Origin of the sequence: Arthrobacter sp. zg-Y769, assembly GCF_020907405.1 — a bacterium.
Lineage (GTDB): Bacteria > Actinomycetota > Actinomycetes > Actinomycetales > Micrococcaceae > Arthrobacter_B.
Genome location: NZ_JAJJOE010000004.1, coordinates 440167 through 459316 on the forward strand (window position 1 = coordinate 440167; position 19150 = coordinate 459316).

19 protein-coding genes are annotated in these 19150 nt (G+C 64.9%); 10 read left to right on the top strand and 9 right to left on the bottom strand.

Features of this window, described 5'->3' with window-relative positions; translation table 11 throughout:
• Positions 1-26: 26 nt before the first annotated feature.
• A complete protein-coding gene (locus LOC60_RS04310; protein WP_230022519.1) occupies positions 27-1154 on the bottom strand; it encodes a FecCD family ABC transporter permease in 1128 nt (375 codons plus the stop codon).
• 394 nt (positions 1155-1548) lie between these two features.
• Here LOC60_RS04310 and LOC60_RS16165 point away from each other — a divergent pair, with 394 nt between their 5' ends.
• Positions 1549-1707: an oxidoreductase gene (locus tag LOC60_RS16165; protein ID WP_269440138.1), complete on the top strand. Its 159-nt coding sequence runs from the start codon at positions 1549-1551 to the stop codon at positions 1705-1707.
• Positions 1708-1723: 16 nt separating this feature from the next.
• Here the strand turns inward: LOC60_RS16165 and LOC60_RS04320 are convergent, their stop codons facing one another.
• Together LOC60_RS04320 and LOC60_RS04325 are read right to left on the bottom strand one after the other, a co-directional pair.
• A complete protein-coding gene (locus tag LOC60_RS04320) occupies positions 1724-2098 on the bottom strand; it encodes a DUF4282 domain-containing protein (protein WP_230022521.1) in 375 nt (124 codons plus the stop codon).
• A gap of 194 nt (positions 2099-2292) precedes the next feature.
• The gene (locus LOC60_RS04325; RefSeq protein ID WP_230022524.1) at positions 2293-2691 is read right to left on the bottom strand and encodes a hypothetical protein; all 399 of its coding nucleotides are present in this window, start codon (positions 2689-2691) and stop codon (positions 2293-2295) included.
• A 226-nt stretch (positions 2692-2917) separates the two neighbouring features.
• Here LOC60_RS04325 and LOC60_RS04330 point away from each other — a divergent pair, with 226 nt between their 5' ends.
• From LOC60_RS04330 to LOC60_RS16170, 3 genes are all read left to right on the top strand, one after another.
• On the top strand, positions 2918-3997 hold the full coding sequence (locus LOC60_RS04330; RefSeq protein ID WP_331460776.1) for an alkene reductase: 1080 nt from the start codon (positions 2918-2920) through the stop codon (positions 3995-3997).
• Between the two features lie 609 nt (positions 3998-4606).
• Positions 4607-5170 (top strand): MOSC domain-containing protein, encoded by a 564-nt coding sequence (locus LOC60_RS04335; protein WP_230022527.1) that lies wholly within the window; start codon positions 4607-4609, stop codon positions 5168-5170.
• A 1214-nt stretch (positions 5171-6384) separates the two neighbouring features.
• Positions 6385-8112, top strand: a complete 1728-nt coding sequence (locus LOC60_RS16170; RefSeq protein ID WP_269440139.1) for a GDSL-type esterase/lipase family protein — start codon at positions 6385-6387, stop codon at positions 8110-8112.
• Between the two features lie 15 nt (positions 8113-8127).
• Here LOC60_RS16170 and LOC60_RS04350 read toward each other — a convergent pair whose 3' ends face one another.
• Positions 8128-8697, bottom strand: a complete 570-nt coding sequence (locus LOC60_RS04350; protein WP_230022528.1) for a sugar O-acetyltransferase — start codon at positions 8695-8697, stop codon at positions 8128-8130.
• Positions 8698-8933: 236 nt separating this feature from the next.
• Here LOC60_RS04350 and LOC60_RS04355 point away from each other — a divergent pair, with 236 nt between their 5' ends.
• On the top strand, positions 8934-9569 hold the full coding sequence (locus LOC60_RS04355; protein WP_230022530.1) for a class I SAM-dependent methyltransferase: 636 nt from the start codon (positions 8934-8936) through the stop codon (positions 9567-9569).
• A gap of 52 nt (positions 9570-9621) precedes the next feature.
• Here LOC60_RS04355 and LOC60_RS04360 read toward each other — a convergent pair whose 3' ends face one another.
• On the bottom strand, positions 9622-10368 hold the full coding sequence (locus LOC60_RS04360) for a TetR/AcrR family transcriptional regulator C-terminal domain-containing protein (protein ID WP_230022532.1): 747 nt from the start codon (positions 10366-10368) through the stop codon (positions 9622-9624).
• 57 nt (positions 10369-10425) lie between these two features.
• On the opposite strand from LOC60_RS04360, the gene LOC60_RS04365 reads away from it, so the two are divergent.
• Together LOC60_RS04365 and LOC60_RS04370 are read left to right on the top strand one after the other, a co-directional pair.
• A complete protein-coding gene (locus LOC60_RS04365) occupies positions 10426-11139 on the top strand; it encodes a DUF4386 domain-containing protein (protein WP_230022534.1) in 714 nt (237 codons plus the stop codon).
• A 40-nt stretch (positions 11140-11179) separates the two neighbouring features.
• Entirely contained in the window at positions 11180-11911 is a 732-nt protein-coding gene (locus LOC60_RS04370; protein ID WP_442860370.1) for an NADPH-dependent F420 reductase, read from the top strand.
• A gap of 74 nt (positions 11912-11985) precedes the next feature.
• On the opposite strand, the gene LOC60_RS04375 is transcribed toward LOC60_RS04370, so the two are convergent.
• Positions 11986-12780: a carbon-nitrogen hydrolase family protein gene (locus tag LOC60_RS04375; RefSeq protein ID WP_230022538.1), complete on the bottom strand. Its 795-nt coding sequence runs from the start codon at positions 12778-12780 to the stop codon at positions 11986-11988.
• A gap of 33 nt (positions 12781-12813) precedes the next feature.
• On the opposite strand from LOC60_RS04375, the gene LOC60_RS04380 reads away from it, so the two are divergent.
• A complete protein-coding gene (locus LOC60_RS04380; protein ID WP_230022540.1) occupies positions 12814-13467 on the top strand; it encodes a GntR family transcriptional regulator in 654 nt (217 codons plus the stop codon).
• A 9-nt stretch (positions 13468-13476) separates the two neighbouring features.
• On the opposite strand, the gene LOC60_RS04385 is transcribed toward LOC60_RS04380, so the two are convergent.
• Complete coding sequence (locus LOC60_RS04385) at positions 13477-14862, bottom strand: MFS transporter (protein WP_230022557.1); 1386 nt, start codon at positions 14860-14862, stop codon at positions 13477-13479.
• Positions 14863-15006: 144 nt separating this feature from the next.
• Between LOC60_RS04385 and LOC60_RS04390 the strand changes: the two genes are divergently transcribed.
• Complete coding sequence (locus LOC60_RS04390) at positions 15007-15693, top strand: DUF2848 domain-containing protein (RefSeq protein ID WP_230022560.1); 687 nt, start codon at positions 15007-15009, stop codon at positions 15691-15693.
• Positions 15694-15821: 128 nt separating this feature from the next.
• Positions 15822-16862 carry an FAD-dependent monooxygenase gene (locus LOC60_RS04395; RefSeq protein ID WP_230022563.1) on the top strand — a complete coding sequence of 347 codons (1041 nt, stop codon included), beginning with the start codon at positions 15822-15824 and terminating at the stop codon, positions 16860-16862.
• 46 nt (positions 16863-16908) lie between these two features.
• On the opposite strand, the gene LOC60_RS04400 is transcribed toward LOC60_RS04395, so the two are convergent.
• Positions 16909-17460: a dihydrofolate reductase family protein gene (locus LOC60_RS04400; protein WP_230022565.1), complete on the bottom strand. Its 552-nt coding sequence runs from the start codon at positions 17458-17460 to the stop codon at positions 16909-16911.
• A 134-nt stretch (positions 17461-17594) separates the two neighbouring features.
• A complete protein-coding gene (locus tag LOC60_RS04405) occupies positions 17595-19148 on the bottom strand; it encodes a DUF6297 family protein (protein WP_230022568.1) in 1554 nt (517 codons plus the stop codon).
• Between the last annotated feature and the right edge of the window lie 2 nt (positions 19149-19150).

Here is a 19150-nt window from a genome sequence, read left to right on the forward strand (position 1 = left end):
GGGCAGAACACAGGTGCCTTCCTTCGTTAAGGAATCGAGTGGAGCTTACGTACGAGAATGAGCAGGAACGGAGCCCCCAGCAGGGCGGTGACAATTCCAATTGGGATTTCCTGCGGTTGCAGGAGCGTTCTGGCCGCAACATCAGCCCAGACCAGCAGGATCGCGCCCATTAGTGCAGCGACCGGCAACGCCCGCCTATGTGTTGCTCCTACGAGTCGGCGTGCCATGTGTGGCACAACAAGTCCGACAAAGCCGATACTGCCCGAGGCTGCAACGAGTACACCAATGCACAATGCAACCAGAACGAGCAATCCGATGCGCAACCGCTCCGGAGGAATTCCCAACGATCGAGCAGTTTCGTCCCCCACGGCCAAGGCATCGAGGGCACGCCCCACGGATAGAAGCAGAAGGACAGTCAACACGGTGACAGAGGCAACGACCCCCAACGGGATTCCCCATCCGGACAGTGCCAGCGATCCAAGCAACCAGAACATTACTGAACGGGCGCCTTCCGCATTGTCGCTGGCGAATATCAAGAAGCTCGTCAGTGCATAGAGGGCGTACCCGACCGCCACTCCCGACAGTAGAAGTCTCACAGAGGTGACTCGCCCCCCAGAACGGGCTACGCCATAAACGAGCAGCGAGGCTATCAACGCTCCAACGAAGGCGCTTACGGGCAAGGCATGCACGCCTAAACCCGCCCCGGCACCAAAAAGAATAGCTGCGGCCGCGCCGCTAGATGCTCCGGAGTTCACGCCCAACAGATAGGGATCAGCGAGGATGTTACGCACCATCGCTTGCAAAGCCATGCCGCAAACTGCAAGTCCTGCTCCGACGCATACGCCCAACACGACCCGGGGCAAACGCACTTCCCACACTATGGTCCCGTCAGAAACAGCACCGGGCATCTCGTCGGGAAATCCCAATACATGATTGCCGATTATCCCCGCCACGGTGGTGGGGGATATGTTCACGGGACCTGTAGCTACGGCCATCACTACTGTCGCGGCAAGCGCGATGCTCAAAATCAGCAACCACACCGTTGCTCGTCGCTGCTGCCTGGTGATGCCGAGTGCATCCGCCGCAGTGATGCTTACCTGGGCTTCTGCCACACCGCTGAGGGGTACTGCGGCGTCGGTGACCTCATTCGTCACCGCACCGCTCTCTTTCTCATCAACAGTTTTTCTTTCCCGCCCTGTTTCGTTGCTATCCGACCAGCCTACAACCTGTTTTGGGCCTCGCTTTGCCCTCCAAGGAGAAGTCGCGTGCCGAAAGTTTTGGCCTGGAAGGGTCACAGCCACGGGAGGCAACCGCCACTGAATTCCTACGCCCGGGATAGGCAGGCCCCGAGACGCATCTACCGCCATCCAATCGATGCGCCGACGAGTTCCATCATTCTCGTAGGTGTTGTGGGGTGAGCCCGGCCCCACCGTGTGACATCGAGGGCTTCGCGATTATTCACTGCCTCCCCATCGGTTGTCGCTGGGTATACGGAGTGCAGCCCGGAAGGCACGAGTCCCGCTGCCACGCAACAAAAGGAACCCCCACTTGAAACTCTTTACCCCGCTGACCATCGGCACCATGGAACTGCCCAACCGCCTCGTCATGGCACCGATGTCCCGCGTGCGCGCCGACCGCAACGGCGTGCCCACAGACATCATGGTCGAGCACTACCGCCCGAACTCCCTTGCGCCAGCAGCCCAGTAAGGGCTTCCAGGACCGGCTAACGGCGCCTAATTATCGGCGCAAGCGCGGGCTGGCTTCGCTGGTCCCACGGTGACTGACCGCGGCCGGCCGGATCTCCGGGCACATCCGCGGGAGCCTGAACGGCTGCACCGGCCATCAGCTCCACCAACTTGGCGGTGTTTTGTGCCGTCTGGACTTGGGCCAACAGCCCTTCGCAGGCAATCCGGATAACAGACAGCATCCACATGGCCACAACCGGCCCAAGTACCAGAATCAGCAGCCCGACCCGGGGACCCGCTGCGAAACCAAGAAAGAGCGCAACGATCCACCCCAAAGCCAGCACTACGGCAGACAGGCCGTAGTGCAGCTCAATGAGAATTGGCGTCGAAAACTTCCTGAATGACAGGTCCAAGAAATTGATAATGCTGTGCCCCCGGTGTCTGTGTGCTGTCCAGTGTTGGCCGCCGCGGGCACGACGGACGGTTCAGCATAGCCGGAGTGACATCCGAATTCCCTGCCCTAGGTCGGGGAAAGGCGCCGGGTCGGCCCCGACCGGCTCAGGAGGCCTGCGCTCTTCGGTGGGTGTTGAGGACATGCAGCAGCTGGTCAGGGAGCCTCGATACCCTTGGCAGCCGCATCAACGCAGACTGCTGTTCTAGTGACATCATCGCCATAGCAGAAGACGCCTAGCACCGTTTCATCAATTGCATCCGGATGCGTGAACCCTAAAGCACCAGGATTCTGCTTCCCGGCGGCTAGCCACTCATTCGCTGATGTGCATGTTTGCAGAGGTGCGACGTCTATCGAATTCCACTCAGCGTCAGTAAAGGTCCTTCCCGCAGCTTCGGCTGCATACATAGCGTCGGATATTTGGCGAAGATCTTCAAACGCCTGCGTACAAGCTCGAGATATCGGCGTGTCTTCGACATCACTTTCACAACCGGTGATGACCAGAGTCGCGCAGAGTCCAAATAAAACTACGCCCGATTTTGCATATTTCCCCATCCGCGCAGCCTACGACAGGGATCATCCCGAATGAAAACAAGCAGCGTCCAGGGACGGTCCAGCCAAGCGAAACGCCGGCTCTCCACTGTTGGATCTCAAGCTTCCCGGGTGTGATGTGCAACGTCAGCGGAATATCTCCCGCCGCCATCGCGGTTGTTGGTGCATAGACAGATCTGCAGGTCGGGAGCATTCCCGCCCTGAGCCACGCAACAAAAGGAACCACCACGTGAAACTCTTTACCCCGCTGACCGTCGGCACCATGGAACTGCCCAACCGCCTCGTCATGGCCCCGATGTCCCGCGTGCGCGCCGACCGCAACGGCGTGCCCACAGACATCATGGTCGAGCACTACCGCCAGCGCGCCTCCATGGGCCTGATCATCACTGACGGCATCTACCCGTCCTTCACGGGCCAGGGCAACGCCCTGATGCCCGGCCTGGTCACCGAGGAGCACGTCGCCGGCTGGAAGCGCGTCACCGACGCCGTGCACGCCGCCGGCGGCCGGATCGTCGCCCAGCTGATGCACTCCGGACGCGTCGCGCACGAAAACATCAACGGCGGCCGTCAGCCAGTGGCCCCCAGCGCCATCGCGGTTGAAGGCATGGCGCACACCTACGACGGCAAGCAGCCCTTCCCGGTGCCGCACGCCCTCACCGAAGCCGAACTCCCCGGCGTCGTGCAGGACTTCGTCTCCGCCGCACAGAATGCGATGAAGGCAGGGTTCGACGGCGTCGAGCTGCACGGTGCCAACGGGTACCTGCTGCAGGAATTCCTCTCCCCCGTCTCCAACACCCGCACCGACTCCTACGGCGGATCACCGGAGAACCGGGCCCGCCTGGTCATCGAGGCCTTCCGTGCCGTGGCCGAGGCCGTCGGCGCCGAGCACACCGGCATCCGCATCTCCCCGGAGCACAACATCCAGGGCGTGCTGGAAACCGACCGCGCCGATGTGACCGCCACCTACACCGCCCTGGTGGACGGCATCGCCGACCTGAAGCCGGCCTACCTGAGCATCCTGCACGCGGATCCTGCCGACGAGATGGTCCAGGGCCTGCGCCACCGCTTCGGCGGCCCGGTGCTGATGAACACCGGCTTCGGCACGGTCACCACCCGCAGCGACGCCATCATGCTGCTCGAGGAGAACCTGGCCGACGCCGCCGTCGTCGGCCGTCCCGTGATCGCCAACCCGGACCTGGCCCGACGCTGGCAGGAAGACCACCCGCTGAACGAGATCGACCAGACCACCGTCTACACCGATGGTGCCGCCGGCTACACGGACTACCCGGAGCTGGCTCCGGTTTCCTAGTTAACGACGCAGGCCCTAGCCTTAGGGATAGGGCCTGCGTCCAGAGGGAAAAGGCAGAATTTTGATCGCCTGCTTTCGGAGAAGTACTCTGCTCGAACTAAGATCAGCTGAGATCTCTCCCTCCAAGAAGCTAACCCACAGCATGTTAGTGCCCACCAGTGGCATAAGGGATGGAACTTTTAGCTATCGCTGAGTATTGCGGAGCGAAATCTGCTTGACCGTTAGAACGATTACAAATATTCCGAATAAACCTGGCACCAAGGGTACGTTTTGTTCGCCGGCGGGCACACCCTCAAGTTCAGGACCTGGGATCATACTAAAAACGCACATGAAGATCAGGAAAGTGCTGAGGGTGGCATATATCGCTAAGAGCCAAGGATAGTATGTGTTCCAAGCATTTTTTCGCTCCGGTGGATTCTGATTTGCGCCGTTAGTCATGGCTGCAGAGTACCCGAATAAAAGTCCTTTCCCGCCGCAATTAGGTTGGGTGACTTCGTGGCTACGCCTTCCTATAGGCCGGTTGCCAAGTGCATCAGACAGCGGAGGGAGTTCCGCGCTTCCCTGTAGCCCTTCCCGCGTGGCCTATGCGGGATATGAAATGATCCGTCAATGACTGCCAGCTGGAATCCCGAAAGACCGAAAGTGGTCTCCGTCAGTCAAAGCAGCAAGCACAACTTCAGCAAGGACCGGGTGGAATCGGTCCTGCTCGTGGAAGGACTTGGGGTCGACGGAGACGCGCATTCCGGCACCACCGTGCAGCACGTGTACAGAAAGCGGTTCCATCCGACGGAGCCCAACCTGCGGCAGGTGCATCTGATCCAGGCCGAGCTCTTCGAGGAACTGGAGCAGGACGGCTTCGAGCTGCACCCGGGCGACCTCGGGGAAAACATCACCACCCGCGGCATCGACCTCCTGAACCTGTCCGAGGGGACACTCCTGCGCCTCGGACCCGACGCCGTCGTCCAGGTAACCGGCCTGCGGAATCCCTGCCGGCAGATCGACCGCTTCCAAACCGGGCTGCTCAAAGCGGTGTTACCCCGCGACAGCGCCGGAAAAGTCGTGCGCAAAACGGGAGTCATGGGCATCGTGCTGGCAGGCGGGCGGGTGAACGTCGACGACGAGATCCTCGCCGAGGTTCCGGCCGGGCCTAAACGTCAACTCAAGTGCGTCTGATTCCTGGCTAGGGCTGCTGGTAACTATTCCGCCCTGCCCCAAGTGATCCGGTGATCCAATTCCTCCAGTTCCGCCGGGTAGCCGTCCGGAAAATGGGGCGGGTCCTGCACCGCCGGCCCTCCGACTTCCCCGGGGCCCAGTTCATCGTGCAGCGCCAGGATGCCCGGAAGAGTACATTCCCTGGCCACAAACAGCTGTCCCTCGCCGAACGGGATCACGTAGTCACCCGAGACAGCGGGAACCTGCTCGTGGGCCTTCGCCGAAACCCACGCCAGATACGCCGCATGCGAGACGTACCCCTATCCATGCGTGCGCGGATGGCCGATATCGTCATGAACCTCGCTGAGTCAGGCTGCCAGATTCGCACCATGTCCAGGAACAAGCGTGCGGCTGCGGACGGTGGACCCAGCGGAAAATCTTCCGGAAGGTCCACGGTGACCTGGTTATCCTTCACGAATCCCGCAACTACGTTGATACTCGCTAACGGGTTCATCCGCTGTGCTGGATCCTCGTACAGGAAGAGGTAGGTATCCGAGTTGTCGAACTCGCTTCCCGTCGTCGCATTGGTCTCTTTCACGACACTTGCCAAAGAGCCCGGATCCTCCGGGACGGGAACCGTTCCCCTGCCATTCTCGTCCGTGGGCAGATACCAGGTCACGGATCCTGCGGAGAATCTGTCGGAGATGAGAGACATGGTTGGGGCCAGCCGGCGGGAAACCTCCAGCGCAGATTCCTTCCGGCCTTCCCAGACCAGGGAGATAAACGGCTTGCGGCACTCCGGTCCCAGCAAGTCGCGGACAGTTCTCATGGCGTTCAATGTACCGGCCCCGGACGCCGTCGTGCCCGACGACGGCGCCACCTCCACGGGACGCGACGTGATCAGATCCTGGGTTCCGGATTGAGATCCTGCACGTGCAAACGGCAAATGCGCAGGTGCGCCTGGACGGCAATTTCGGACAGGCCGCAAAAATGCACGATCCGCGGAAATCGACATTTCACGAACAGGTTATTCCGGTAAAAAGAGCAGGAAATAACTCCACCGCTCCGCCCGCCTCAGAACGGCCCTCCAGCCCGGACGGCTGCGCCGAAATTGCATCGCCTCGCGGCCCGACATCGGCTCACAAAGAATTTACCGAAAACAGCGGATAAACCAGCGGTAATGCCTTGGACGCACCGGCACAATCCGGAATACGTTCATAAACAAGGAGTTTGAGATGAAGTTCAAGATGAAAAGGCTGGGCGCCACCGTGGCCACAGCCCTAGCCCTGTCCTTGGGCACCGGAACCTTCGTCTCGCTCCCCGCGCAGGCCACCCCCGTGCGGCCCGCAACTGCCCCGCGGTTCATCACCACCGGCGGCGACATTCAGAATCTCTACAACAGGCTCGGTGGAGCAAGGTCCTATCTGGGCCAGCCCACGAGCAACAAGACTGCATGGCAGGGCGGCTACTATCAGCGCTTCCAGGGCGGGGTAATCACCTGGGGTCCAGGCGTCGGCGCCAGGAGCGTGGACACCGCCCAATTCAATATGTATTCCCGCAACTTCGGCCTGTACGGTTGGCCGACCAGGGACAGCTGGAAAGACGGCGGTGTCGTCCACACCCAGTTCCAGAAAGCGACGATTATCGCCGGCTATATCTTGACCCCCGGCGATATCCAGAGCCTCTACAACAGGCTGGGCGGCGCAAAATCGTCCCTGGGAAAGCCCACGACCAACAAGATCGCCTGGCAGGGCGGCTTCTATCAGCGCTTCAACGGCGGTGTGATCACCTGGGGTCCGGGCGTCGGGCCCAGGATCATCGATACCGCCCAATTCAATATGTATGCCCGCAACTTCGGCATGTACGGCTGGCCGACCAGGGACAGCTGGACTGAGGGCGGCGTCGTCCACACCCAGTTCCAGAAAGCGACGATTATCGCCGGCTACATTTTGACCCCCGGCGATATCCAGAATTTCTACAACAAACTCGGCGGCGCAAAATCCTCTCTGGGAAAGCCCACGACCAACAAGATCGCCTGGCAGGGTGGCTACTACCAGCGCTTCAACGGCGGCGTGATCACCTGGGGTCCGGGTGTCGGTGCCAAGAGCATTGATACCGGCCACTTCAATACGCTGGCCGGCGACTTCGGCAGGTACGGCTGGCCGACCAGGGACAGCTGGAAAAACGCCCGTGGAACCCACACCCAGTTCCTGAGGGGGGAGATCACCACTCCTCCGGCCACCCAGCCTCCCGCGGTCACTCCTCCGGCCACCCCGCCCCCCGTGGTAACTCCCCCTCCGGGCACGGAAGCCCCGGTCACCCAGCCTCCGGCGGTCACCCAGCCTCCGGCAATCACTCCGCCTCCGGTTGAGCCGGCATATCCGTTCACCAATGTCATAGCTGGCCCGACCTCGGTAGTGCTCTACGGTGATTCGCAGTTCGACGGCGACTCCTGGGGCGAGCAGGGCGCCCGAGCCATGGGCTTCACCGATCAGTCGGCGCATCTGGTCTACGGCGGCCTGGGTTACTCCTCCTACAATCCCTGGGTCGGCGGAACGGGCTGGACCGCGGTCCAGAATGAATTCGCTCCTTTCCCGGGCGGAACCCCGGGTCTGGTGATGGTCACCTTGGGCGGCAATGATGCGACGTCGGGCCAGTCCGATGCGCAGGTTATTGCCGACAGCGCGGCCCTGTGGGCAAAGCTGAAGGTGATGTACCCGCAGAGCAGGATCGTCATCAACGGAGTCATGTCCCGCACCGATGTTTCGCACGACCGGCGCCGCCATCTTGACGCCGTGCTTGCGCAGAACGCCGCGAATCTGGGCGTTACGTACATCTCTGTTGCCGGTCTCGCCAGCACGGCCGGTGCGGAGTACTACGACAATGTCCACATGACGCAGGCCGGACACGACGCCGTCGCCAAGCTGTACACCGAAAAGCTGGCGGCCGCGCTGGGCAGGTAACCGGAAGCCGCCGGTCTACTCCTCCAGGGAACGAATCACCCGTGCCGGCGAACCCACGGCGAGGGACCGCGCCGGAATGTCCTTGGTGACGACGGCGCCGGCGGCCACCACGGAATCGTCGCCGATGCTCACGCCCGGCAGTACCGTGACGTTGGAGCCGAGCCAGACGTTCCGGCCCAGGGTGACCGGTGCCGGATGCATGTCCGCCCGCCGGTCCGGGGACAAATCGTGGTTGAGCGTGGCCAGGACAACGTTGTGGCCGATGAGGCAGTCATCGCCGATGCGGATTCCGCCCTGGTCCTGGAACCGGCAGCCGGCGTTGATGAACACCCGTTTCCCCAGGCTGATATTCCGCCCGAAGTCGGCGGAGAACGGCGGGAACAGGGCGACGGTCTCGTCCACCGGTTTCGCGGTGAGCTGGGCCAGCAACTCCCGCACCCGTCCGGGTTCGTGGTAGCCGCTGTTGAGCTCGCCGGTGATCCGCAGGGCGGCCTGGCTGGCATGGTGCATGGCTTCATGCAGGGGTGAGCCGGCGGTAATCGTTTCGCCGGTGTTCAGCGCTGCGAGCAGTTCCGCTAGTTCCATGGGGGTCCTCTCCGTTACTGCTGACGGCTCTGGGGTCCGGCTCGAAGTGCCGGCGCAGGCCGCCGCGGCTCGGCTTCACGGACTTTCCCCCACATTCGCATCACCCGCTGTGCGGGACAAGTGCCGCACTGTGGCCGGATCGGCAACATGCCCGCTCCCCCTCTCCTCGTCCTGATCGGTCCCGGCGCCAGCGGGAAAACCACCAGTCGGCGGGCCATGACGGCTAGGCTGAAGCGGTGACGCACAGCTTCGATAAGGACTACTGGGAACAGCACTGGCACGAGGCTCCCGGGACGGCCCCGGCCGCGCCTGCGGAGACGCCGCCGAACCCCTACGTCCAACGCATCGCCCGCGACCTCCCTCCGGGCACGGCCCTCGACGCCGGCTGCGGCATCGGCACCGAAGCGCTGGAACTGGCCGCCCACGGCTGGGACGTCCTCGGCGCGGACATCTCCTCCACAGCCCTCGCCACGGCCGCCAGGCAAGCCGCAGAGCGGACACTGTCCGGCAGCATGACCTGGATCGAGGCGGATCTGGTCTCCTGGGAACCGGGACGCCGGTTCAACCTGGTGATGACCAACTATGCCCATCCGGCCATGCCGCAGCTCGCGTTCTATGAACGGATCATGGACTGGGTCGCCCCCGGCGGGACGCTGCTGATAGTCGGCCACGCCCACGACCCCGCGGCCATGACCGCCCACGGACACCATCCGCCGGACGAAGCCACGGTCACCGCCGCGGACGTTGCCGCACTGCTGGCTCCGGCGGAATGGACCATCCTGTTTGCCGATAGCCAGTCCCGCACCGTCACCGCGCCGGACGGGCAGACCCTCACCCTGCCCGACGTCGTCGTGCAGGCCCGCCGGAGCTAGGCCACGCCGCCGGACCCGGCCACGCGCCGACGTTCAGCGTCACCCGGCGAACCTAGCCGTCCCGCCAGGAACCCCGGAGAACCTCGATGCCGTCCAGCAGGACGTCCAGCCCGACGGCGAACTCGGCGTCGTAGTCGTAGCCTTCCTTCGCCAGCTCCCCCACCACTTCGAGCAGGTACGGATACCGGGCGGCCACCTCTGCCGATTCTGCAGCGCGGGTGGCGGCAGCCGCCTGGGCCGATTCCTCCGGGGTCTCGAAGGATAGGGTCTTCTGCTGCAGGGCGAAGCCGTACACGTAGGCATCCAGCAGGCTTGTGACGTGGACGGTGGTGCGGAAGGAAAAGCCGCTCTGCCGCAGGCAGCCCAGCAGCGCGTTGTGCTGGCGCAGGTTCTCCGGTCCCGGCCGCCCGGCCGCCTCCATCCGCCCCACCGCCCAGCGGTGCGTGGCCAGTGCGGCCCGGAGCGAGACGGCACGGTCGCGCAGGGCCTGCTTCCAGCCGCGCCCGCTGTCCGGCTCCGTAACCTCGGCCCAGACCAGGTCCACCATGCCCTCGAGCAGTTCCTGCTTGTTCGCCACATGCTTGTACAGCGCCATCGGCACCACGCCGAGTTCCTGGGAAAGGGTGCGCATGGTGAAGCCGTCGATGCCCGCCTGATCGGCCAGTACGACGCCGGCGCGCAGCACGGCGTCCCGGTTCAGCCGCGGCCGGCGCGCGGACGCTTCCTGCTGCCGAGCCTTCGGTACCTGTCCCACAGAGCCGCCTTCCCGGATATTGATGCTTGACAGAGTGTACGTCATACACCTAGGTTCATCGCATCAGGTGTACGCAGTACACCTTTGGCCGACAGGAGCACCATGCACGCCTCCAACCGGACCGCCGGGATCGCCGGGATCCTCTTCCTCCTCACCTTCGCCTCCGCCATCGCCGGGGCTGCACTGTACGCACCGCTGCTGACCGACCCGGACTACCTCGCCGGGTCCGGTGCCGACACCCGGATCCTGCTCGGGGCGGTCTGCGAACTGGTGCTGATCGTCGCCAACATCGGCACCGCCGTCGTCCTGTTCCCCGTCCTCCGCCGGCACAGCGAGACCGCCGCAATTGGCTATGTCGCCGCGCGGATCATGGAATGCGCGCTGATTGCCGTCGGAATTCTCAGTGTGCTCACCGTGGTGACGCTGCGGCAGACCGCCGGGGCCGACGCCGGAGAGTACCTGCCCGTGGCCCGGGCGCTGGTGGCGGTGCACGGCTGGACCTTCCTGCTCGGCCCGGGGTTCGTGGTGGGCATCGGCAACGGGCTGCTGCTGGGGTTCCTGATGTACCGCTCGCACCTGGTGCCACGGCCGCTGGCACTGTTCGGCCTGATCGGCGGTCCGCTGATGTCACTGTCCGGCATTGCCGTGCTTTTCGGTGCCTACGGGCAATCCTCGGTTCCGTCCGCGCTCGCCACGCTTCCGGAGATCATCTGGGAGGCGTCGCTGGGGATTTACCTGACGGTGGTCGGCTTCCGCCTGCCGCGGAAGGCCCGCGCGGGGGAATTCCTCCGCAGCAGGGGCAGTTCCCTCCTTTAGGGACTGCCGGAGTACACCCGCGCCGTCCAACCGAACATCATTGAAGGGATACGCAATGCCGACATTGGGCATCATTGGAAGCGGAAACATCGGATCGGCAGTCGCGCGTCTCGCGGTTGCGGCGGGCATGAATGTCGTGATCGCCAACTCGCGGGGACCGGAAACGCTCTCGGATCTGGTCGCTGAGCTCGGGCCGCTGGCCCAGGCCGGAACGGTGGAAGACGCCGCGAAACTCGGTGACGCCGTCGTGCTTTCCATTCCCCTGAACGCGGTTTCCGGTCTTCCGGACGGATTGCTGGCCGGCAAAATCGTCTTGGACACCAGCAATTACTACCCGTCCCGGGACGGACGCATCGCCGAGCTTGATGACGGCACGGTGACCACCAGCGAGCTGGTGCAGAGCCGGCTTCCCGGAGCGCAGTACGTCAAGGCGTTCAACAACATCCTGGCCCATCACATTCCGCTTCTGGCCCGCCCCGCCGGGTCCGCGGAACGCTCCGCTCTGCCCATCGCCTCCGACGACAAGTCGGCCAAGGCCGAGGCGGCGGCGCTCATCGACGGGCTGGGGTACGACGTCGTCGACGCCGGCACCCTCGCCGAGAGCTGGAAGTTTGAGCCGGACTCCGCGGGCTACACCCGCCTCTACCTCGCCGATGCCAGCACCCCCGACGACCAGCTGATGACCTCGGTTCCGGGCACAACGTCCACGGAGAAGGTTGAGTCCGCCCTGGCGTCGGCCACCCGGGTGAACGTGGCCGACCGCCTCTTCTAAGCCGTAGCCGGGGCAGGGTGCGGGCAACCCGCACCCTGCCCTCGTTCCCGGGTTGGGCCCGGCGGGCGGCGGGGTCAGAAGCTACGGGCGTTGGCGAGGACCGGGAGGCTTTCCCTTACGCCGGCGACAACGGACGTATCGATATCCACGACAGCAAGCTCCGGCTTGCCGTCAAGCACCAGCATCGGAGAGCCCAGCGGGGAAACCACGGCGCTGCGGCCGATTCCCGTGGGCGCCGATCCCGCTGACGGCAAGCCCACGCTGGCCGGGTCTCCCTGTCCGCATGCGATGACGAACGTGGTGCTGTCCAGAGCCCGGGCACGCGTCAGCAGGTCCCACTGCTCCGCCTTGCCCGCGCCGGCACCCCAGGACGCACAAACAATGTTGATCTCGACGCCGGCCCGGGCGTGGGCAGTGAAAAGCGACGGGAAACGCACGTCGTAGCACGTTGAGAGGCCGAACCGGGTGCCGTCCACTTCGAAGGTGACGGGCGAGGCGCCCGCCTCCACGGACTCCGATTCGGCGTAGCCGAAGGCATCAAACAGGTGGATCTTGTTATACGAAGCTTCGACTCCCGGGCCGGACACCAGAAGGGTGTTGCTGACCCTGCCGCCGGTGCCCGGAGTGAACATGCCCGCCACTATGACGATGTCCAGCTCCGCGGCAATCCCGCGAACTGCCGTGGCCCACTCGCCGTCGAGCGGTTCTGCGATTTCCTGCAGCGGGTTCCCAAAGGCACACATGGCGGCTTCCGGGAAAACAACGAGCCGGGCTCCGGAGTCCTTTGCTTCCGCGGCATAGCGGCGGATGAGGTCAAGGTTGGCGGACGGATCTCCGGTGCTGATGATCTGGGCTATGGCTGCGCGCATGGTATGTCTCAATTCTGTTGGTATACATGATGTATGCGAAATACGGCCCGGAGTACGTCCGGCAGGGAAAAGGCTTACGCGTACCTGCGGGAGAACATTCTTATTGACCCGGAGAGGCAGGGGCAGTTCCTTAATGAGCAGGAACTGGCCGCCGACATTGGCGTGTCCCGCACACCCGTCCGTGAAGCGCTGCTTCTGCTGGTGTCCGATGGCCTGGTGGAACTGATTCCCCAACGAGGCGCCTACGTTCCGCAGGTAACCGGACGCGAGATTTCAGAACTCATGGAACTGCGGGGCGTCCTGGAACGCCATGCCGCCGATCTGGTCATCAGGAACCACACAATACCCGGCGAACAGATGCAAAATACCCTGAACCTGCAAGCAGCGCTGTCGGATACCGAAGTTCCCGAGGATGCGCGTGAATTCATCCGTCTGGACACCCTTTTCCACCAGCAGCTAATTGATGCGGCGGGCAACGAACTCATTTCCCGCACCTACAGCAAGCTTCACGTCAGGCAGGTCCTGGTCGGCGTCTCGGCGCTGTTCCGGGCCTCCCGACGGCGGGAGCAGGTGTGTGCCGAGCATCAGGGCATTTTGGATGCCCTGATGCTCGGCGATACCGCCGAGGCGCAGAGGAAAATTGACCACCACCTCGATGTGACCCGCGATCTCCTGCTCCGCACCTGACCTTCCCGCTCAGCTGTCCCGGGAAACTTCGGTGGGTGCTATGCCCGAACCCTCGAGCAGCAGCCGGTATTCTTCGTCCTCCACCGTGTCGGAATCGCGGCCCAGGGACAGTCCCACCAGCGTGACTACACCGGCCACGGCTACGTAAACCGCCACCGGAACCCAGCTGTCGAACTCGCGCAGCAGCAGCGTGAACATCAACGGCGCAATGGCTCCGCCGATAACGCCGGCGAAGGTGTACGCCAGCGAACTACCCGTTGCACGGAGCCGCGGCGAGAATTGCTCCACGATGAATGCCGCCTGCGGCCCGTACATGAAGGAGTGCGCCATCAGGCCAAGCACAATGCCGACAATGAGCATCGGCTGGCTGTCTCCGCCGAGAACAGCGAAGAAAACGAAGGTCCAGACTGCGCCGGCCACAGCGCCGACGCCGTACACGAGGCGCCGGTTGAACCGATCGGACAGCGCACCGGCCAGCGGAATCATGAACAGCTGGAAGGCCGAGCCGATCAGGACTGCGGTGAGGACCTGTCCGCGCTCATAGTCGAGGTACTGCATGCCGTAGGTAAGCGTGAAGACGGTAAACAGTGCGTACAGCACGTCCGGGCCGACGCGGCACAGGATGGCCGCGATGAGGGGACGGAGCTCCTGCGTGAAGACCTCTTTGATGGGCGCATGCGGCTGCTCGCCGTGCGCCGCAATGGCTTTGAACACGGGAGTGTCTTCCAGCTTCAGCCGGATCCAGAGGCCGAAGCCCACCAGGAGTGCCGACAGCAGGAAAGCGATCCGCCAGCCGAAGCTGATGAACTGCTCCTCGGAGAGCAGGACCGTGAGCAGGGCCAGGGCCCCGTTGGCCATCAGGTTTCCCGCCGGCGGACCCACCTGTGCCGCGGAAGCCCAGAATCCGCGCCGTTTCGGGTCGCCGTATTCGCTGGAAAGCAGGACGGCACCGCCCCATTCGCCTCCCACACCCACGCCCTGGGCAAACCGCAGGAGCACCAGGATGATGGGGGCACTGATCCCGATGTTGTCGTATCCGGGCAGGACCCCGATCAGCACCGTGGCGACGCCGATGATCATCAGGGTGGTGACCAGGACTTTCTTGCGGCCTATGCGGTCGCCCAGCCGTCCGAAGATGATGCCGCCCACCGGTCGGGAGATGTAACCCACGGCGTACGTGGAGAAGGCGAGGATGGTTCCGGTTAGCGGATCCGTCGACGGGAAAAAGATGATCGGGAAAACGACTGCTGCTGCCGCCGAATAGACGGCAAAGTCGTACCACTCCAGCGCTGTGCCGGTAAGGCTGGCCGCGAAGGCTTTGTACAAGCCCGGTGGACGGATTTCCTTGTCGATCTGCGGCGGGCCGCCGGGAGCTGGAACTGCGGCGTTGGTCATGACGTCCTCCAGGGAAGTGGATGTGAGTGATGCCGGTCACGCTGGCTTATAATGTATACATTACGCATACTGGTTGTACATAGCCCGCTTTTCTCGTTTCCGCTTTGTAAATTTCACGAGAGAACTCTGTAAAGGACGCACGCCATGACCACTCTGAGTTTCGAACTTCCCGACGGCAGCACCAGCGAAGTTTCGGTGCTGCAACTGCTCAACGCCGGGTATGCCGGACGCGAGCAGGATGAAGTCCAGGCGCATATTGCCGAGCTTGCCGAACTCGGCGTTCCGGGCCCGACGGTGACTCCTGCCCTGTACCCCGTCTCTCCCTACCTGGCCCAGCAGGTTTCGGAGGTCAGCGTCCAGCATGGACGGACGTCCGGGGAAGCGGAGTGGGCGCTTGTCATCACCGATGCCGGTCCGCTGCTCACGGTGGCCTGCGACCATACCGACCGCGAGCTGGAGGTGCACGGGGTCGCGTGGAGCAAGAACGCCAGCCCCGATGTGCTGGGGCGCAAGGCGTGGCGTCTGGACGATGTCCGGGACCACTTGGACCAGATCACGCTGAAGGCCTGGGTGGGCCAGGGCGACCTGCCGGACACCCTCATCCAGGACAGCTCGCTGGGCGCCCTGCTGACCCCTGATTACTGGCTGGACGTCCTGACCGACCGGGGTCTGAACACTCCGGGAACGGTGCTGATTTCCGGAACGGTTGCTATGACGAGCGGTGTGGACCAGTTTGCGCGCAGCTGGAAGGTGGAAATGGCGGACCCGGTAACGGGGGCGGCCCTGGACCTCCAGTACGTTGTTGAGCAGATGGCAGAGCCCATCGGCTGACCAGGCCTGGTCGGGGCTCCGGTCCGGGGCTAGCCTTTGTACTGCGTCGTCCAGGCCAGCCGCCGGGCGTAAGCTCCAGCTACTGACGCCTCAGCCGGACGGAGGCGGACCTATGCAGAGGAGAGGCCATGCGCGGTTCAGCACTGATCGTCGGAGCGGGCATCGCGGGAACGGCCGTTGCGCGGGGCCTGCTTCGCGCCGGATGGTCGGTCCAGGTGCTCGAACGCGGCGCAAACCTGCCCGGCAGTGGAACGGCGCTGGCCATGTGGCCGGAGGCGATGCGTGCCCTGGACGCGTTGGGTGCCGGTGACGCAGTCCGCGCCGGTTCGGTGGAAGAGCGCGGCGCACGGATCCTCAAACCTGACGGCAGCCAGATAGCCGCCATGGGCCGTCGCCAGACCGCCCGCCTGGTCCCGCGCACCGTCCTGCTGGACGCTCTCTCCGGGGACTTTCCCGCCGGGGTTATCCAGTGGAAGTCACCGGTCGCGGGGCCCTCGGCCCTGCCCCCTGCCGATGTGGTTGTGGCCGCCGACGGAATCTTCAGCCGCCTGCGCACCGCCTGCAACGGAATATCTCCCCGGGCGCTGGGAACAGTGGCCTTTCGCGGCGTTGTACCCGGCCCGGCCGGCGGAGTCAGCGAGACGTGGGGGCGCGGCCGGCTGTTCGGCATTACGCCGCTGGACGCCGGTAGCACTAACTGGTTTGCCTGCCTCCGTTCCACGGACCTTCCCGCGCTGGGTTCCCCGGAGGCTATCGGCGCCCAGGGGGCAGACCTGCTGCGCAGCCTCTACCGAGGCTGGCATCCGGACGTCGCCCGGGTCCTAGGGAAACTGGACGGGAGCCCGATAGATTACCGGGAACTGTTCGACGTTCCGCCGCTCCCGTCCTACATTTCCGGCAACTTGGCCCTGCTGGGCGACGCGGCGCACGGTATGGCACCGAACCTTGGCCGCGGCGCCTGTGACGCACTTCTGGACGCGGTTGCCCTGATCGACGCACTCACCGCGGCTCCCGATGTTGCCGCCGGCCTGCAGCGCTACGACGCCGGCCGGCGTCGGCGGGGAAACCTCATGGTCCGCGCGGCACGGCTGCTGAACCGTGTCGCCACGGCCGAACATTTCACCGGAGCCCGAAACCTCGCGATGTCCGCCGGGTCACGGTTCGCCTAGCACTTCCGCCCGGAAGCCCCTTTTCCCTCGGGGAACCAGCACCGCCTCAGCCCACGGCGTAGGTCACCCGGACTCCCCCGTTGTCGAGGCGTTGTTCCCGCAGCAGGCGAAGGCGCAGCGGCAACCCGTTGGGCAGGGCCCGCGCGCCACCGCCGGCAATGACCGGACAGATCACCAGCGACACGACGTCGACCAGTCCCATCCGCATAGCGCTCTTGGCCAGCTCCGGGCCGCCGATCATAACGTTTCCCTCGGCCTTAGCCCTGTCCACGGCTTCCGGGGTCAGGGCGCGTTCCAAAGTCGTCCGGCCGGTGGAGACGTCCTGCAGCGTGGAGGAAAACACCACCTTGGGCACCGCCGTCCAGGCCGCCGCGAACCGGTCCGACCCCGGCGGCCCCACGGCCAGGGCTGGGTCGGTTTCCCACACGGCCATGGTTTCGTACATCCGCCGCCCGTAGAGCACAGCGGCCGCGTCCTCCAGGTCCTCGGCATGGGAGGCAAGAAAATCTTCGGTCGGCTCCAGCCAGGCGAAGTTACCGTCAGCGTCGGCGCTGTAACCGTCCAGTGAGCAGTTCATGGAGTAGGTAAGGGATCCCATCCCGCTACTCAACCCTCCGGACTCCTGCTTCGCCATCGAGTCTGCGCAATTTACCGATTTCGGGCCGAAAAACGGTAAATGCTGCAGACTCGATCCGGCCCCGGGCCATCCAGGGGGACCCGCCTGGATGGCCGCTACTTCGGGCGCGAGTACATCGCCAGCAGGACGCAGACCGTGGAAAACCCCGCCTGCGCCAGGAGCAGCACCGCCGGAACATGGCCAAGGAACAGGCCCAGCAGCAACGGCACCGCCGCCAGCAGGATCGCATCCAGGCCCTGGGCCAGCGATCCGGTCTGGGCCGTCGGCACCGGTCCGAACACGGTCTCCACGGGCGGGGCGGTCCAGTCGGGCAGCGGCCGGTAGGCGCCCCGCACCGCCGCGGCACCGAACCCCACCCCGGCCAGCGCACCAAGCCCGATCAGCGCCGGACTGCCCGCCCCCAGCAGCACCAACACGGCACAGAACGCGGCAGACCAAAGCACCAGTACGGCGGCGGGCAGGGCCGTCCGGCTCAGCCGCACCAGCGCCGGGGACAAAGGCAGCAGGGCGTCCAGCCCCGGAGTGATGGCGGTCTGCCGGGCCAGGGCGCCCAGCGCCGGAACCACCGCGCAGACGGTGAGCAGGATGATGACCAGCTGCAGCGGCGCCGGCTGCTGCCCGGCGGACAGCAGGACCGTGACACACAGCAGGAGCAGCAGCACGGGACGCCCCCAAATACCGGGGGTGCGCAGGAACGCAGCGGTATCCGCCCGCAGCAGTGCGCCGAACGGGGTGCGCGCTCCCCTGGCGTACCAGCGCCGGGCACGGGTGGACGTTCCGCCGGACGGCGTGCCGGCAAACGCCCGGCCCAGCTCGTTGGTGTCCATCAGATAGAGCGCGGCACCGGCATGCCCGGACACCCCGCCGCCGCGGATCAGTTCCCGCCCCGGGATCTGTTCCAGCCGCGCGAACACCGCCAGCCACAGCCCGACGACGGCGGCCAGCGCCGCGGCGCCCGGCTCCAGTTCCCCGGCGGCGGCCGGCCGGGGAAGGAAACTCAGCAGGGCCAACAGCACCAGCCCGCCGGCCGCACCCGGTGCACCGGCGGGAAACCCGTTCCCGGCCGACTGGCGCAGGGCCGCAAGCAGCACCGCGCAGACCGCAGCCAGTCCGAAGACGGCGGCGCCGAAGAACTGGCCTCCGGGGGTTGCCTGCAGGTCAGTGATAAACCCGACCGGCAGGTACAGGACAGCACCCGCCGCCCAGACCACGCCGATCCGGCGGACCAGCCGTCCGGCCACAAACGGGCGCCGGTCCACGGGAAGGCCGAGCCACCAGTACCCCTCTGCGGAGGCCACGGCCACCGGCCCGAGCTTCCGCGCCCCGGCCATCACCGCTGCCAAGGCGGCGAAGAGCAGGACGGTCACCGCCGCGCCGTCGGGCAGGGCGGTCCAGTCCGCGGTGAGAACGGTGCGGCGGCCGCCGGTGCCGGATCCCAGAGCCTTCGCCACCTCGTTCCGCATTGCCAAAACCAGTCCTCCGGCCAGGGCTCCGATGGTTCCGACTCCCAGCAAGGTGGCATAGGCATCCAACAGCAGGTCCCGGACGCGGACACGGCCGCGGCGGTGTTCCCGCGAGGCAACACGGGTGTAGCGGGCCGGATTGAACTCCGTCGGCAGGGACACGGAGGCGGGTTCGGAGCGGATCACGG